The 14,380-nt window shown below is 37.9% G+C and carries 16 protein-coding genes and 1 tRNA gene; 10 read left to right on the top strand and 7 right to left on the bottom strand.

From position 1 onward, the window contains the following. Nucleotides 1-5: 5 nt before the first annotated feature. A tRNA-Arg gene (locus CYP64_RS05435) sits at nt 6-82 on the bottom strand. Between the two features lie 109 nt (nt 83-191). On the opposite strand from CYP64_RS05435, the gene CYP64_RS05430 reads away from it, so the two are divergent. Genes CYP64_RS05430 through CYP64_RS05420 form a run of 3 tightly spaced genes read left to right on the top strand, consistent with a single transcriptional unit; the run spans nt 192 to nt 2,040 of the window. After that, nucleotides 192-377 carry a hypothetical protein gene (locus CYP64_RS05430; protein ID WP_021091395.1) on the top strand — a complete coding sequence of 62 codons (186 nt, stop codon included), beginning with the start codon at nt 192-194 and terminating at the stop codon, nt 375-377. 50 nt (nt 378-427) lie between these two features. After that, nucleotides 428-1,258, top strand: coding sequence for an adenylosuccinate lyase (locus CYP64_RS05425; protein WP_103648970.1), 831 nt, complete (start codon nt 428-430; stop codon nt 1,256-1,258). A gap of 38 nt (nt 1,259-1,296) precedes the next feature. Next, nucleotides 1,297-2,040, top strand: coding sequence for a hypothetical protein (locus CYP64_RS05420; protein ID WP_103648969.1), 744 nt, complete (start codon nt 1,297-1,299; stop codon nt 2,038-2,040). On the opposite strand, the gene CYP64_RS05415 is transcribed toward CYP64_RS05420, so the two are convergent. The 6 genes from CYP64_RS05415 to CYP64_RS05390 are packed head-to-tail and all read right to left on the bottom strand — an operon-like array spanning nt 2,041 to nt 7,610. Continuing rightward, the gene (locus tag CYP64_RS05415; protein WP_258032967.1) at nt 2,041-3,291 is read right to left on the bottom strand and encodes an RNA polymerase factor sigma-54; all 1,251 of its coding nucleotides are present in this window, start codon (nt 3,289-3,291) and stop codon (nt 2,041-2,043) included. Between the two features lie 3 nt (nt 3,292-3,294). Next, nucleotides 3,295-4,023, bottom strand: coding sequence for an LPS export ABC transporter ATP-binding protein (gene lptB / locus CYP64_RS05410; RefSeq protein WP_103648967.1), 729 nt, complete (start codon nt 4,021-4,023; stop codon nt 3,295-3,297). Further along, nucleotides 4,016-4,414: a tRNA (adenosine(37)-N6)-threonylcarbamoyltransferase complex ATPase subunit type 1 TsaE gene (gene tsaE, locus CYP64_RS05405; protein WP_103648966.1), complete on the bottom strand. Its 399-nt coding sequence runs from the start codon at nt 4,412-4,414 to the stop codon at nt 4,016-4,018. Before tsaE ends, lptB begins: the two co-directional genes overlap by 8 nt. Further along, a complete protein-coding gene (locus CYP64_RS05400) occupies nt 4,414-4,659 on the bottom strand; it encodes an RNA-binding S4 domain-containing protein (RefSeq protein ID WP_002940508.1) in 246 nt (81 codons plus the stop codon). Before CYP64_RS05400 ends, tsaE begins: the two co-directional genes overlap by 1 nt. 33 nt (nt 4,660-4,692) lie before the next feature. Then, nucleotides 4,693-5,520: an alpha/beta hydrolase gene (locus tag CYP64_RS05395; protein WP_103648965.1), complete on the bottom strand. Its 828-nt coding sequence runs from the start codon at nt 5,518-5,520 to the stop codon at nt 4,693-4,695. After that, entirely contained in the window at nt 5,514-7,610 is a 2,097-nt protein-coding gene (locus CYP64_RS05390; protein WP_103648964.1) for a TonB-dependent receptor domain-containing protein, read from the bottom strand. The genes CYP64_RS05395 and CYP64_RS05390 overlap by 7 nt, the downstream gene beginning before the upstream one ends. A 202-nt stretch (nt 7,611-7,812) precedes the next feature. Between CYP64_RS05390 and CYP64_RS05385 the strand changes: the two genes are divergently transcribed. The 7 genes from CYP64_RS05385 to CYP64_RS05355 form a co-directional block, all read left to right on the top strand. After that, nucleotides 7,813-9,036 carry an argininosuccinate synthase gene (locus tag CYP64_RS05385; RefSeq protein ID WP_103648963.1) on the top strand — a complete coding sequence of 408 codons (1,224 nt, stop codon included), beginning with the start codon at nt 7,813-7,815 and terminating at the stop codon, nt 9,034-9,036. A gap of 23 nt (nt 9,037-9,059) precedes the next feature. Then, nucleotides 9,060-9,506, top strand: coding sequence for a 50S ribosomal protein L9 (gene rplI / locus CYP64_RS05380; protein WP_054196623.1), 447 nt, complete (start codon nt 9,060-9,062; stop codon nt 9,504-9,506). Beyond that, complete coding sequence (gene hslV, locus CYP64_RS05375; protein ID WP_002940451.1) at nt 9,507-10,040, top strand: ATP-dependent protease subunit HslV; 534 nt, start codon at nt 9,507-9,509, stop codon at nt 10,038-10,040. An 8-nt stretch (nt 10,041-10,048) separates the two neighbouring features. Continuing rightward, nucleotides 10,049-11,371 carry an HslU--HslV peptidase ATPase subunit gene (gene hslU, locus CYP64_RS05370; protein ID WP_103648962.1) on the top strand — a complete coding sequence of 441 codons (1,323 nt, stop codon included), beginning with the start codon at nt 10,049-10,051 and terminating at the stop codon, nt 11,369-11,371. Further along, on the top strand, nt 11,368-12,237 hold the full coding sequence (era, locus tag CYP64_RS05365) for a GTPase Era (RefSeq protein WP_103648961.1): 870 nt from the start codon (nt 11,368-11,370) through the stop codon (nt 12,235-12,237). Before hslU ends, era begins: the two co-directional genes overlap by 4 nt. Before the next feature lie 59 nt (nt 12,238-12,296). Continuing rightward, the gene (locus tag CYP64_RS05360; RefSeq protein ID WP_103648960.1) at nt 12,297-13,817 is read left to right on the top strand and encodes a C4-dicarboxylate ABC transporter; all 1,521 of its coding nucleotides are present in this window, start codon (nt 12,297-12,299) and stop codon (nt 13,815-13,817) included. Further along, the coding region (locus CYP64_RS05355; RefSeq protein ID WP_103648959.1) for a pilus assembly protein PilO at nt 13,814-14,380 on the top strand (567 nt) is incomplete at its 3' end. The genes CYP64_RS05360 and CYP64_RS05355, both read left to right, overlap by 4 nt.

The following is a 14,380-nucleotide window of genomic DNA, read 5'->3' as shown; positions in this document are numbered from 1 at the left end:
AAAGATGGTGCGCCCGAGAGAATTCGAATCTCTGACCTTTTGAACCGCAATCAAATGCTCTATCCAGCTGAGCTACGAGCGCACAAGAAAGTTAAGTCGAGATATTAGCCAAACTTTCCTTAAAGAAAAATTGTATTCATTTTAATTTTATAACTGTTTTAGTAAAATCCAATAAAACAAAAGGAGTAAAAATGAATGATTTTTTCGATAGTTTAAAAGAGATAAAAAAAGAACTTACTAAAGAGCAAGGTGAGATCAAAAAAACTCAAAAAGAAGCCGTTTCTCATACAAAAGAAGAGGCGATCTTGTATAAAGAGAATAAACTAAAAAATGAATTTGCAGAGTACATTAAAGGCCAAGATATAAGAAAAATATAAATTTGGAATGCTTATTGCTAAAACATGTAATATTTTATGTGGAGTAGGCAATGAAAGTTACGCAAACATTAGAATCTCTAAGTATTTTAACTGATAATGACACTTTGTTTCGTGAGCTTAGAGATATGATAAGCAGAAATTTTACAAAAATTTTATCTAATAAAAATAAGGTTATTTCGTTTTACGAAGAGAGCGAGATCCCACAACGCAAGTGCTTTTTAAAATTTATAAAAAAACTTTATGAAAAGCAAAGTGATGATAAACTCGATATTCGTTTTGCAAACTATAAAACCATAAAACTTGGCTTTGTTCAAAAAAATACCCTAACTCCAGTCATTAGCCTAAATGTAAATTTTGTAAAAAATGAAGCCAAATTTGAACTAAAAGATGCACTTTGCAGAGATTTTGCTAGCTACATCAGTGAGAGTCTAGTAAAAAGCAATGTTGCTTTTAGCAAAAATGATGATTTTTTAAACATCACCATCTCAAATGACAACGACATAAACACATTAAACAAACTGCTTTACAAAAGAAGCTATCCAAAATTTAGCGTAAATTTTATCTATGATGAAAAAGACTACAAAGCCTTTAAACAAGGCATAAAAATAAAAAGCTCATCTAAATTTGTAAGCAGATTTTCTGTGCTTGCAAATTTACTTGAGGAAAATTTTGGGATTTTGGGTTGTAAAAAAGATGATGACTTTGAAACTATCAGGCAGAGCTACCTTTCGCTCGTAAATATCTATCACCCAGACAGGCACGCCAACAAAAATCCTCTCATACAAGAAGAATACGCAAAGAAATTTAAAAATATTCAATCTGCTTATGAGAGCCTAAAGCCATACTTTAAAAATCAAGAAAATTTTGTGATGGTTGGCTAAAGCACAGCTTGCCACGAGGGCTGTTAAATGGAGAAAAAATGAATGGTGAAATGTTTAATATATGCGCCATTATTGTTGCCGTAAAGCAGGCCATAAAGTCAAATTCTCCTATCCTGTATAATGGCACTAGCTACGAAAATAGTATAAATTTTCACTTTCTCTCAGGCCATAGGGCAAATAGCGTAAATGAGTGGTTTGAGTACACATTAAAACTTGGATTGAGCGATGTAAGACTTACTGCAAATTTAACTGGCTCATCAGATGAACGTTTATTGCTTAGCTTTTCAAACTCTACCGCAAAATCGATCATCTGCATTTTTAAAGAGCACATGAGCTGCTTCGTGCCCTACTGGAGATACAACAAAGGTCAAAGAGGCTGGGACATAATATATAAAGAATTCGGTCTTGAAAAAGATGTAAATTTAGAAAATTTTAGTGACAACACAGAGGCTTTTATGGCCATACTTACCAAGATAGCGGCCTTTGCAGATAAGATAGAGTGTGAGAATTTTGGTGAGTGTTTTCGCGGTGCATTAAAATCACTTAGATCTTCAAGCAATGATGATCAAAAGATATTTAATGCACCGCTTATGCCAAAGAAAAATTTAGCTCTTTTTGCTGCGGCAAGCTTGGCTGATGTTTTTGGTGGTATGGGCTCTTGGAACGACGATGCAGCGGGCATGTCACAATATAAAAAACGTGGAAAAGAGTACGAAGAGTTTAGCAATGAGCTTTTTGCGCAGATGCGCAAGGCCATACTTTTTGCTGTAAATGAGTGGTAGTTAGCCGTTTATCTGATAGACTCTTTTTCGCTGGCTTGAGCTACCGATGTTTAGAATTTTGCGGTATTTTGTGATAGTTCGGCGAACGATTTGGATATTAAATTTAGCTTGGATTAGCTCTTGAATTTTTAGATCAGAAAGTGGTTTTTTGTGGTCTTCGCCTTTAATGAGCTCTAGTAAAAATTCCTTTATTGCAGCGTTTGAGATCTCATCGTCAAAGCCAGTTGAAAAGAAATTTTTAAGTGCGACCGTACCTCTTGAGCAGCTTAGATATTTATTTGCGATCGCTCTTGAGATGGTTGATGGGTTACGCCCAAGCTCGTCTGCTAGGTCTTTTAGCTTCATAGGCTTTATGTCGCCGCCCAAGAAGTAGTCATACTGGTACTCAACTATCATGAGCCCTATCTTATAAAGCGTCGCTTTTCTCATCTCAAGTGCGTCTATGAGCTCGCTTGCCTCTTTTATGCGCGAGCTTACAAAGGCCTCTTTCTCGTCTAATCCCTCGGTATCAACCAAAATTTCAGGATAGTAATCGTCATTTATCTGCACACTTATGCCGCTACTTGTGCTTAGCACGAAGATGTCAGGTACTGCTTCTTTTTTATCTTCAAGATACTCAATCGCCGGTGGATTTTTAAATTTCTTTATGATCTTTAGCGCGTCGTCATAAAATTTAAGCTTTCTAAGCTTTTCTATATTTTCAAAATTTAAGATGATCTTTCTTGTGCACTCGATGATCTCATCACTCGCCTCTGCCTCGCTTAGCTGAAACAAAAAATTCTCTTTGACATCCTTTGCACCAATGCCACATGGCTCAAGGTAGGCAAATCTCGCTCTAACCCGCTCTACTTCGCCCTCATTAAAGCCTGCAAAAATTTCATCATCATAAGAAAAATAGCCCTCATCGTCCAAACACTCGATGATCTTATATGCGATATCTTGAGACTTTTGCGTGGGGAAAAGTGGCGGATTGATTTGACCAATTAGCTTTTCATAGAGGCTTTCTTTGTAGATGCTTAAAGCCTCGATACTCTCACTTACTGAATTTTTACTGACTTGCTCAAAAAAATTTCGCTTTTTTTCGCTTTTTTCTAAATTTTTATGTTCAATCGTGGCAAAAGGATTGTCTTTTATAAAAGGCTCAAGCGTCTCTTTTAGCTCATCAAGCCCGCTTTGAAGGATGGGAAGCCAGCTTCGCAGCGTTTGGTTTAGTTTTATCTTTGGCGCTAAAGTTTGCTTTTGCCTTAGCATCATCTACTCAAGTAGCTTAAATTCTTCGCCAAGATAGTGCGTTCTAACGAGCTTATTGTTTGCCACTTCGCTCGCACTGCCACTTGCTAGAAGTGAGCCATCCTTGATAACGTAGGCTCTGTCGCAAATAGCTAGCGTCTCACGGACGTTGTGGTCAGTTATCAAAACACCGATGCCTAGCTTTTTAAGGTCTCTAACGATACCTTGGATGTCGCTAACAGCGATAGGATCGACGCCCGCAAATGGCTCATCAAGTAGCAAAAATTTTGGCTTTATGATGAGGCTTCTAGCGATCTCACAGCGTCTGCGCTCGCCACCACTTAGGCTAACACCCTTTCTTAGGCGAATAGGCTCAATGTTTAGCATATTTAGCATCTCATTTACTTTTTTAGAGATCTCTTCTGTGTTTTGATCTAAAATTTCAGCTCCGAGAAGTAAATTTTCTTCTACACTTAGCTCTTTAAATATGCTTGACTCTTGCGGTAAATAGCCGATGCCAAGGTGTGCCCTTTTATGAAGTGGAACACTTGTGATCTTTTGATCATCCAAAAAGACATCTCCGCTAGTTGGTGAGATGAGCCCACAGATCATATAAAAAGTAGTCGTCTTTCCAGCGCCATTTGGCCCAAGAAGCCCAACGACTTCGCCGCTATTTACCTCTAAAGATATACCTTTTATGATCTCACTTTTTTTGATCGTCTTTTTTAGATCTTTTACTTCTAGTTTATGCACTTATAACCTCGTATTTTCTGCCATTTTTGCTAGGAGAAATTTTTACTAACGTATAGCTCTCGCCATTTTTCTTTAGAGCTTTTTCTAAATTTTCATCGCCCCACTCTACTAGATGAAGCCCCTCTTCAAATAAATTTTCAAAAAGGCCGTTTTTTGCCATCCCGTCAAAACCGATCTGATAAATGTCGTAGTGATAGATATCTTTACCATAAATTTGCATCAATGAAAATGTCGGAGACGTCACGCTCTCATCTACGTCATGAGCCTTGATGATCGCCTTTACAAGCGTCGTTTTGCCACTTGCTAGATCACCACTTAGTAGCACCACGCCACTTTTTGGCAGCACCCGCACAAGCCGGTCAAGCTCATTTTCTAAAAGCTCAAAAACCATCAAAGCTCTTTTACGTATTCGCTCTGAGCGCTTTTTGGTATGCTTTTTGTAGTTGGGATCGCCAGCACCTCATATCTTGCCTCACGAGCTAGAAATTTGATGGTAATAACATCGCCGATCTTTACATCTTTTGCCGCTTTTGCCTGCACGCCGTTTATGCTCACAACGCCGCTTTTACACATATCTTCGCTAACGGCACGCCTTTTGGTGATATTTACTACGTTTAAAAATTTGTCTACTCTCATGCGGCGGATTTTAACAAAAATAGCCTTAAATTTTTAATCCTTTAGATATTTTAAAAGCTCTTTTAAATTTAGAGGTATGACGCTGCCATGGGTTTCATTTTTAAAAAGCTCAAAGTGAGAATTTACCCCACTTTGCTTTAAAATTTGAGCCAAATCACTCGCCTTTAAAGTGCCAGCTTTGTCAGTCTTGCCCTTTCTTTTTTCAAGCTCGCCAACGCTGAGAAAAACAAATTTAGCCTTTAGTTTCTCTTTAAATTTACCCTCGCTCACATTTTGCTTTAAAATTTCAGACTCACCCCACCAAAGAGATGGTGAAGCGATAAAGAAATTTTGAAAAATACCCTCATTTTTAAGCAACGCATAGAGTGTAAAAAGACCACCAAAAGAGTGTCCATAAAGGCTTTTTGGGAGATCTTGCACATTAAATTTCTGATCGATAAGTGGCACTAAATTTCTTGTCAAAAAATAGTAAAACGCATCTGCGCCACCACCTTTGCTAAACTCCTCGCCCTCTGCCTTTGGCGTGAGATCTCTTGTGCGTTTTTCTACTTCGTAGCTTTTGTTTGTGTCATATCCTATGCCTATTATTAGTGGCGCAGCTTTGCCATCAAATTCATTTAAAAGCATGTTGAACTGGGCGTTTGCATCAAGCAAAAAAAGCACGTTTTTAAACTCATTTTGCCCCTTTAGCTTGGCTGTGAAAATTTTATAAATTTCATCATTTGCGCTCATTTTAAAGGTTGAAATTTCAAATTTACTAGCAGCTTTTTGGCTAAGTGGCTCAGGCGTTTGGCTAGGTCCTGCGTGCAAAATTTGAGTCACGCCAAGCGTAAAAAGCAAAAATTTAAAGGCTCTTACCATTTTGCAGCGACCTTAAACCAAAATCTCCTGCCCTCTTGCGGATACCAGTAGTAGTCTTTGTTATTTATTTGCGCCTCTTCGTATCTTACCTTATCAAAGATGTTGTAGGCGTTTAGACTAAGCGTTAGATGCTTGTTTGCGTCCCAGCTGACGCCTGTATCAAATGTAAGTAAATTTTTCTCATTTTCTCTTACTCTGTTACCAGGGCCAAATTGTACGCTTGTTAGCTTGCTCTCGTAGTTTGCACCAAAAAATGTCTTAACGCTTTTTACAGGTTTATATGTAAGCGTGGCGTGAAGTGCGTGCTCTGGCGTTGCGGTAAGGCTTTTTGCGTCAAGTCTGGCAAGATTTGTCTCGCTAAATTTCATAGCGCCCCTTGGTGTGTTTATCGTTGGGTTGCCAGTTTTTATCTTTGACTTATTATAGGTGTAGTTTGAGCTTAAATTTAAATTAGAAAGGATGTCGTAGTCGCCACTTAGCTCCACACCCCAAACGGTCGCACCCTCTATATTAAAGTAAGTTCCCCAGCCAGGACAACCCCGCACACCTACTGGGCAAGCGCCAAAGGCAGGAATTTTATTGACGTTACTGCCGTCTGTGTCTAGGATCTTATCTTTAAATTCATTTCTAAAAAGCGTCACCGAGCCTCTAAAATCAGCTTGATTGTCATAATACGCCCCAACCTCATAAGTCGTGCTCTTTTCTGGTTTTAGGTCTTTATTGCCAAAATCGACTATCGTCCAGCCACGTTGGATAGTGCCTACTTCTGGGGAGATTTGATTGACGTCAGGGGTTTTATAGCCAGTTGCTACGCCGCCTTTTAGGCTTAGCGTATCTGTGGCGTTATAGACTAGGTAGGCTCTTGGCGAGAGGTGGTTGCCAAAAAATTCGTTGTGTGTGAGCCTTGAGCCAAGCGTTAAAAAGAGCTTCTCATCTAAAATTTGCCACTCGTCTTCGATAAATCCCGCATGCTCGCTCATCGAGTAGGTCTTTGGATCTTTTAAGCCGTTTTTTGAAGCGTTTGAGATGATGAAGGTCGTGCCGACATTTTGTTTGCTAAAGTCATAGCCAAAAGTTAGAGTGTGTGCGCCAAAAAAGGTTGTAAATTTTGAGTTAAAGTTATGATTTTTAGCTTTTGCTGGTATAAATTTGTCAAAAAGGCTCGTTCTTTGCGTCTGGTCATAAATGTAGCTGATATCGGCATTTAGGCTATCAAATTCTCCAAGATAACCCACGCCATAGCTCTTTTTCTCGTAGTCGTAAGCATTTAAGACGTTCTTTTTTGGATCTGGATCGGCTGACTTGCCAACAGTGCGCGAGTAGTCGTGTCTTTCGTTTGAGCCAAGGATGAAAAATTTATTGTGTTCATCTGGCGTGATCCAAAGTTTTGCACTTAAATTTCTCTTATCGCTTTTTTGGTAGCCACCAACGTAACTATCCTCATCTCTTAGCTTTTTATAGCCCCAAAGCTGAAGCGCTAAAAACTCTTTATAAAGAGGTAAATTTAGGTAAAAATCCCCTTGCCTGCCATCACCTATGCCTTTGTGAGTGTTTATCGTGGTTGAGATGCCGACGTTGCCGCTAAATTTTGAAAAGTCTTTTTTGGTAATAATATTTATAACGCCTCCAACTGCGTCGCTACCATAAAGCGAGCTCATAGGTCCGCGGATGATCTCTATACGATCGATCGCCTCGGCCGGTGGGATGAAATTTGAGTTCATATCCCCTGCTCCGCCCTTTGGATTTGCGCTGCTTGAATTTGCCCTTTTGCCGTCTATCAAAACTAGCGTTTGAGAGCTTTCCATACCGCGTATCGAGATACCACTAGCTGGACCATCCTCGCCACCAACGACATTTACGCCTGGCACTTTTTGGGCGATTGAGTGAAGTGAGGTAAAGCTATCTTTTGTTAGCTCCTCGCCCTTTATCACGCTTATGCTTGCAGGGGCTTCTTTTATCTGTTGCGAAAAGCCACTCGCACTTACTACGACGCCATCTAGCTTAGTTTCGTTGTTCTCTTTCTCTACTGCATAGAGAGAATTTGCCACACAAGCGCTAAGGCAAATGGCGATAAATTTTGATCTATTCACGGATATCCTTTTAAAAATTTAATTTGAAAAAGTTTGAAATTTAACAAAGTATCTTTTAAAACAATATTAATTATCATAATTTTAAATAGTAATCTTTTTTATAAAATTTTCTAAGAAAAAACTTACATTATTTATTAAATTAGTTTATTAAAAATTAATCAATTTAGGCTAAAATACGACTATTTTAACAAAAGGAAGAGCTATGAAAAAAGACGTAAAAAAAGTGGTTTTAGCATACTCTGGCGGACTTGACACAAGCATCATTTTAAAATGGCTTCAAGATGAATATAACTGCGAAGTAGTCACATTTACAGCTGATATCGGACAAGGCGAAGAGCTAGAGCCTGCACGCAAAAAAGCCCTAGCGCTTGGCGTGAAACCTGAAAATATTTTTATTGAAGATTTAAGAGAAGAATTTGTACGTGATTATGTATTTCCAATGTTTAGAGCAAATGCGGTCTACGAGGGTGAGTATCTGCTTGGCACATCGATCGCACGTCCACTAATAGCAAAACGCCAAAGCGAGATTGCAAGACTTGTCGGCGCTGATGGCGTGAGTCATGGGGCAACAGGCAAAGGCAACGACCAAGTTCGCTTTGAGCTTGGATACTACGCACTTGGCGATAATCTAACTATCATCGCTCCATGGCGCGAGTGGGATCTAAATAGCCGTGAAAAACTTTTAGCATACGCTGAGAAAAACGGCATAGATATCACTAAAAAACCAGGCAAGAGCCCATACTCAATGGACGCAAATTTACTTCACATAAGCTACGAAGGTCTAGTGCTCGAAGATCCGAGCCACGCACCAGAAGATGATATGTGGAGATGGAGTGTTGACCCTAAAAATGCCCCAGATGAGAGCGAGATCATCGAGATCGGCTATGAAAAAGGCGATCCAGTTAGTATAAATGGCAAAAAAATGAGCCCAGCTGAAATTTTAACCGAACTAAACCGCCTTGGTGCAAAACACGGTATCGGCAGACTTGACATCGTAGAAAACCGCTCAGTTGGTATGAAGAGCCGCGGCTGCTATGAAACTCCAGGCGGCACGATAATGCTAAAAGCTCATAGAGCGATCGAGAGCATCACGCTTGATCGCGGTGCTGCTCACTTAAAAGATGAGATCATGCCAAAATACGCTGAGCTAATTTACAACGGCTACTGGTGGTCACCTGAGCGAAATATGCTCCAAGCTCTCATCGACAAGAGTCAAGAGCACGTAAATGGCTCTGTTAAAGTTGAGCTTTATAAAGGCAACGTGACCATTCTTGGCAGAAACAGCAAAAATGATAATCTATTTAGCGAGGCATACTGCACATTTGAGGAAGACAGCGTGTATGACCAAAAAGATGCAGAGGGATTTATCAAACTAAATGCACTTCGCTTCATAATCGCACGCAAAAACGGGCGAAAATTTGACTAAAAATAAAATTTAAAAGGAAAAAAATGAAAGTATTATTAATAAAAGATGTAAAGGCGCTTGGTAAAGCTGGCGAGATAAAAGAGGTAAAAGACGGCTATGGCAACAACTTCTTAATCGGCAAAGGCTTTGCAAAAGCAGCTACTCCAGACGTTCTTCGCCAATATGAAGCAGCTCAAAAAAGAAAGGCTGAAGAGCTAAAATATGAGATCGCAAATTTAGAAAAACTTAAAGAAGAGCTTGAAAAAGTGACAGTTGTCATCAAGAAAACTCTTGGTGCAAATGGCTCGCTTTTTGGCTCAGTTTCAAAAGAAGAGATCGCAGCAGAGCTTGAAAAAACGCATCATTTAGTTGTCGAGAAAAAAGCGATCGACATGGACACTCACCTAAAAGCAGTCGGCCTTTATGACGTTCATGTAAAGCTAGGACACTCGATAAATGCGAGCTTGAAGGTTGATGTGCAAGGAGAGTAGATGTTTCATGCGACAACTATCTTAGCCTACAAAGGCAAAAATAAAGCGGTCATCGGCGGCGACGGGCAGGTGAGCTTTGGCAACACCGTCTTAAAAGGAAATGCCGTAAAAATTCGTAAAATTCATAACGGTAAAGTCCTAGCTGGCTTTGCTGGTAGCACTGCTGATGCGTTTAACCTTTTTGATATGTTTGAGAAAAATTTGGAGCATACAAAGGGCGATTTGCTAAAGGCGGTTATAGAATTTAGCAAAGAGTGGCGCAAAGACAAGTATTTAAGAAAGCTTGAGGCGATGATGCTTGTGCTTGATAGGGATAAAATTTTCTTACTTAGTGGCACTGGGGATGTTGTAGAACCAGAAGATGGCAAGATAGCAGCTATCGGAAGTGGTGGCAACTACGCCCTTTCAGCAGCCCGTGCCTTAGATAAATTTGCCGATATAGACGAAGAGGAGCTAGTTAAAGAGAGCCTCAAGATCGCCGGCGAAATTTGCATCTATACAAATACAAACATTAAAACTTATGTTTTAGAATAAGAGAGAAAATGAACTTAACACCAAGAGAAATTGTTAAATTTTTAGATGACTATGTGATCGGTCAAAAGGACGCCAAAAAGATTATAGCGATCGCACTTCGCAACCGCTACCGCCGCATGAAGCTTGAAAAGAGCTTGCAAGATGACATCATGCCAAAAAATATCTTGATGATCGGCTCAACTGGCGTTGGTAAAACTGAGATCGCAAGGCGTCTTTCAAAGATGATGGGACTGCCATTTATCAAGGTCGAGGCTAGCAAATATACCGAGGTTGGCTTTGTTGGCCGTGATGTTGAGAGTATGGTAAGAGACCTTGCTATGGCATCATATAATCTCGTAAAAAACGAGCAAAGTGAAAAAAATCAAGATAAAATCAACGCCTACATCGAAGAAAAGATCGTCTCAAAGCTACTGCCACCACTTCCAAAAGGTGCTAGCGAAGAGAAGCAAGCAGAGTACGCAAAGAGCTATGAAAAGATGCTAAATAGGCTAAGAAACGGCGAGCTTGACGAGCTAAGTATCGAGATCGAGGTACAGCAAAATCCGCTTGAGGCTGGCTCAAACGTGCCACCTGACATGGCGCAGATGCAAGAGAGCTTTATAAAGATAATTGGCATCGGCGGTAAAAACATCAAAAAAGAGATGAAGGTAAAAGACGCTAAAAAAGCCCTTCAAAGCGAGGCAAATGATAAAATTTTAGACCTTGAGAGCGTAAAAACTGAAGCTTTAAGAAGAGCTGAAAACGAGGGCATCATCTTTATAGACGAGATCGATAAGGTAGCCGTTGGCTCAGGTAGCTCAAACAGACAAGATCCTAGCAAAGAAGGCGTGCAAAGAGACTTGCTGCCTATCGTTGAGGGCTCAAATGTAAATACTAAATTTGGAAATTTAAAGACAGATCACATTTTATTTATCGCAGCTGGCGCTTTTCACATAAGCAAACCAAGTGATCTCATCCCAGAGCTACAAGGCCGTTTTCCACTAAGGGTCGAGCTTGATAGCCTTGATGAGGACGCACTTTATCAAATTTTAACCCAGCCAAAAAATTCGCTTTTAAAACAATACATCGCCCTACTCTCAACCGAAAATGTCGAGCTAGAATTTGACGATGAAGCGATAAGAGAGATAGCAAGGATCGCTCACGCAGCAAATGAAAAGATGGAAGATATCGGCGCTAGACGCCTTCACACCGTGATCGAGCGCGTGATAGAAGATGTCAGCTTTGAGGCTAGCGAGAAGAGCGGCGAGAAGATAAATGTGACAAAAGAGCTCGTAAAAGAGCGCCTAAAAGACGTGGTTGAGGATCAAGACCTAGCGAGGTATATACTTTGAAATCAGGCTTTGTTAGCATCATAGGACGCACAAATGCTGGCAAAAGCTCATTTTTAAATGCGCTACTAAACGAAAAGATTGCCATCGTTTCACACAAGCAAAATGCAACTCGCAGAAAGATAAATGGCATCGTGATGAATGGTGAAGATCAGATCATCTTCACCGACACGCCAGGACTTCACGAGAGCACAAAGGCGATAAATCAACTACTAATCAGCCAAGCGATAAAATCGATGGGAGACTGCGATCTCATCGTATTTTTAGCGCCTATTCATGATGATACAAGTGACTATGAAAAATTTTTAGCTCTAAATCCTGAAAAACCACATATCTTAGTGCTAACAAAAGTCGATGAGAGCTCAAACGCTAAAGTATTAGAAAAGATCACCCAATATCAAAAATTTCAAGATAAATTTACAGCTTTGCTTGCCTTTAGCACCAAGCAGCCAACCTATAAAAAGCCGCTTCTTGATGAAATTTGTAAGCTTTTGCCAGAGCATGAGTATTTTTACGATCCGGAATTTCTTACTTCAACAAATGAAAAAGAAATTTTTAGAGAATTTATACTTGAAGCGATCTATGAAAATTTAAGCGATGAGGTCCCATATCTTAGCGATGCGATCATAAAAAGCGTAAAAGAAAAACCTGGCATAACTGAAATTTATGCGAGCATCATCACTGAGCGTGAAATTCATAAAAGTATGATCATTGGTAAGAATGGTGAAACGATAAAACGAATAGGAATTTTTGCAAGAAAGTTAATACAAAATTTAACCGGATCAAAGGTCTTTTTAAAGCTCGATGTAGTCGTTAAAAAAGGCTGGAGTAAAGAAGAAAAGAGCCTTAATAAAATAATTGGTTATTGATTTTTTATTGTAAAAATATTAAAATACAGCCCAATTAGAGCATTATGAGGTAAATTTTTATGTTAAAGCTTAGAAAAATTAACGATAATCCAATCGTTACGCTAGATCCTTACGAATATGAAGGTTTTAGATTTTCTAATAGCAATGTCGATACACTAAGTCTCTCAAAGAATATTTTAAAGCGAGACTTCTTTATATCTTACATCGAGTACAAAGATATAATAACAGCTACCATAAACATCTCAAGAACAATAGATGATGAGGATATTGAAAATAATATCTCAATAAAAATTTACGAAGAGCTCTCTCTAGATCCTGCAATTGACTATAAAATAGTTTATTTTGACAGCAATGTTGAAAAAGAAGATAGAATTTTTAATGTTTTTATTGCTACAAATGAAACGATAAATAAAATTTTTAAAAATATTTCTAAAAGAGTACCTTTTATAGATTATGTCGTTGTAGAGCCACTCTTATATAGTGCTATCTATAAAAAGGGCTTACTTCCTAGCACTCAGAGTGATTGTTTTTTGACATTTAGGGCCGATGAAGCATTTATAAGCATTTATGTAAATGGAGAATACCTTACATCAAGAGGTTTAAGATACACACTAAATTATCTAAAAGATAAATTTATAGAGCAAAGTGGCGAAAGAGTAAGCCTAGAAAGCTTTTTGAATATCCTAAAGACAAGAGGACTTTTAGATAGCAATGAAGAAGGCTTTAGCTACGATCTAAATACTGTTTTTGAGGACTATATATTTTACGTAAATGACACGATAAATGTTGTCAATAGAATCTATAGCATAAATATAAAAAATATCTATATTGACTGCGACTATAAAATAGAGCGTTTTGAAAAATTTATCAATACAAAGCTTGGCACAAATGCTACGAAATTAAATACAAGCACTGTAATAAATTCTAAAAATTTAGCTATCAGCGAACGGCATAATATGATGGCTTTGTATGCAAATTTTTATAAAAAAGAGGCCTTTAATGCTGATTTTAACTTCTCAAATTTGCTTAGACCTGATCCATTCACAAAAAGAAAAAGTGGTAAATTTATACTGACATGTGCTGCTGCTTTTTGCCTAAGCATGTCCTATCCACTTTATAATTATATAGCTGGCAGTATTTTAGAGGCAGATTCGCAAAGACTAAGCGATGAGCTTGATGTTCTTAATGCACAAGCAGCACAAATAAGAAATACTCTTGAAAGACTAAAAAAAGAGCAAAATGATATAAAAGGATTAACTGATAAAGAGGAAGAGAAGTTAAATTTTAGAAAAGGGTTGCTTCAAGAAATTGAAAACAAAAAAGATCACTACGTAATGAAAGGTTTAAATCTTTTTGAAATTACAGATATGATAAACAACAATAGCATTTTTATAACAAATATTAAAAACAACGATAAAAATTTAACAGTAACAGTTGTTAGCGATAATGAAAAAAGGATTACGCAGCTAATAAAAGATATTAGCAAGATGCCTAAATATTCAGTAAATACAAAAAAAATTAAAGAAGATAGGCAAAACAACGAGTATGAAAGTAATATAAGTATAGAGATTAGACAATGAGACAAGATGTTTTAAGTAAAATAGATAAGTATTTTGATGCAAAAAAACAAAGTGAAACAAATATAATTTTTTTGGGTTCAGCTTTAATTATTATTTATATTGTTTATATGCTTTGCTTTGATCCGTCGCAAGATTTTTATGATGAAAGATTTAATTCGCATACTAAAATTAGCAATGACCTTTCAAGAACAAGAGATTATTTAAGATCGACTAGCTCACCTAGTGGGGATAAAAATTTTAAAATAAATGAAGAGTCCAAAATACTTGAAGCGCTAAAAGGCAAATATTCTAGTGTTTTAAAATTTAATGCCCATTTTGACTCAAAGCTAAAAGAACTATCGTTTTTATTATTTAACGATCAAAATTGGGCAATTTTTTTAGACAACATCGTATATTTAGCAAAGCAAAATAATATAAAAATTTTAGAGTTAAAAAGTGATATAAAAGAGCCAAATTTCCAAAAGATTGAGCAAATTTTAAATATTGACTTGACATTTTTGGGAGGTTTTAAAGATATACTTTCATATATAAATGGCCTTGAAGAATCAAAGCTAGTGGTTGAT

Origin of the sequence: Campylobacter concisus (assembly GCF_002913945.1) — a bacterium.
Taxonomy (GTDB): Bacteria; Campylobacterota; Campylobacteria; order Campylobacterales; family Campylobacteraceae; genus Campylobacter_A; species Campylobacter_A concisus_P.
Note: the sequence above shows the minus strand (reverse complement) of the source record. Positions and strands in the feature narration are given on the sequence as shown.

Coding starts and splice junctions, on each gene's coding strand:
- CYP64_RS05425 (WP_103648970.1), top strand. CDS start 428: ATGAAAGTTACGCAAACATTAGAATCTCTAAGTATTTTAACTGATAAT.
- CYP64_RS05420 (WP_103648969.1), top strand. CDS start 1,297: ATGAATGGTGAAATGTTTAATATATGCGCCATTATTGTTGCCGTAAAG.
- CYP64_RS05415 (WP_258032967.1), bottom strand. CDS start 3,291: ATGCTAAGGCAAAAGCAAACTTTAGCGCCAAAGATAAAACTAAACCAA.
- CYP64_RS05400 (WP_002940508.1), bottom strand. CDS start 4,659: ATGAGAGTAGACAAATTTTTAAACGTAGTAAATATCACCAAAAGGCGT.
- CYP64_RS05430 (WP_021091395.1), top strand. CDS start 192: ATGAATGATTTTTTCGATAGTTTAAAAGAGATAAAAAAAGAACTTACT.
- CYP64_RS05385 (WP_103648963.1), top strand. CDS start 7,813: ATGAAAAAAGACGTAAAAAAAGTGGTTTTAGCATACTCTGGCGGACTT.
- hslU (WP_103648962.1), top strand. CDS start 10,049: ATGAACTTAACACCAAGAGAAATTGTTAAATTTTTAGATGACTATGTG.
- CYP64_RS05360 (WP_103648960.1), top strand. CDS start 12,297: ATGTTAAAGCTTAGAAAAATTAACGATAATCCAATCGTTACGCTAGAT.
- tsaE (WP_103648966.1), bottom strand. CDS start 4,414: ATGGTTTTTGAGCTTTTAGAAAATGAGCTTGACCGGCTTGTGCGGGTG.
- hslV (WP_002940451.1), top strand. CDS start 9,507: ATGTTTCATGCGACAACTATCTTAGCCTACAAAGGCAAAAATAAAGCG.
- rplI (WP_054196623.1), top strand. CDS start 9,060: ATGAAAGTATTATTAATAAAAGATGTAAAGGCGCTTGGTAAAGCTGGC.
- CYP64_RS05395 (WP_103648965.1), bottom strand. CDS start 5,520: ATGGTAAGAGCCTTTAAATTTTTGCTTTTTACGCTTGGCGTGACTCAA.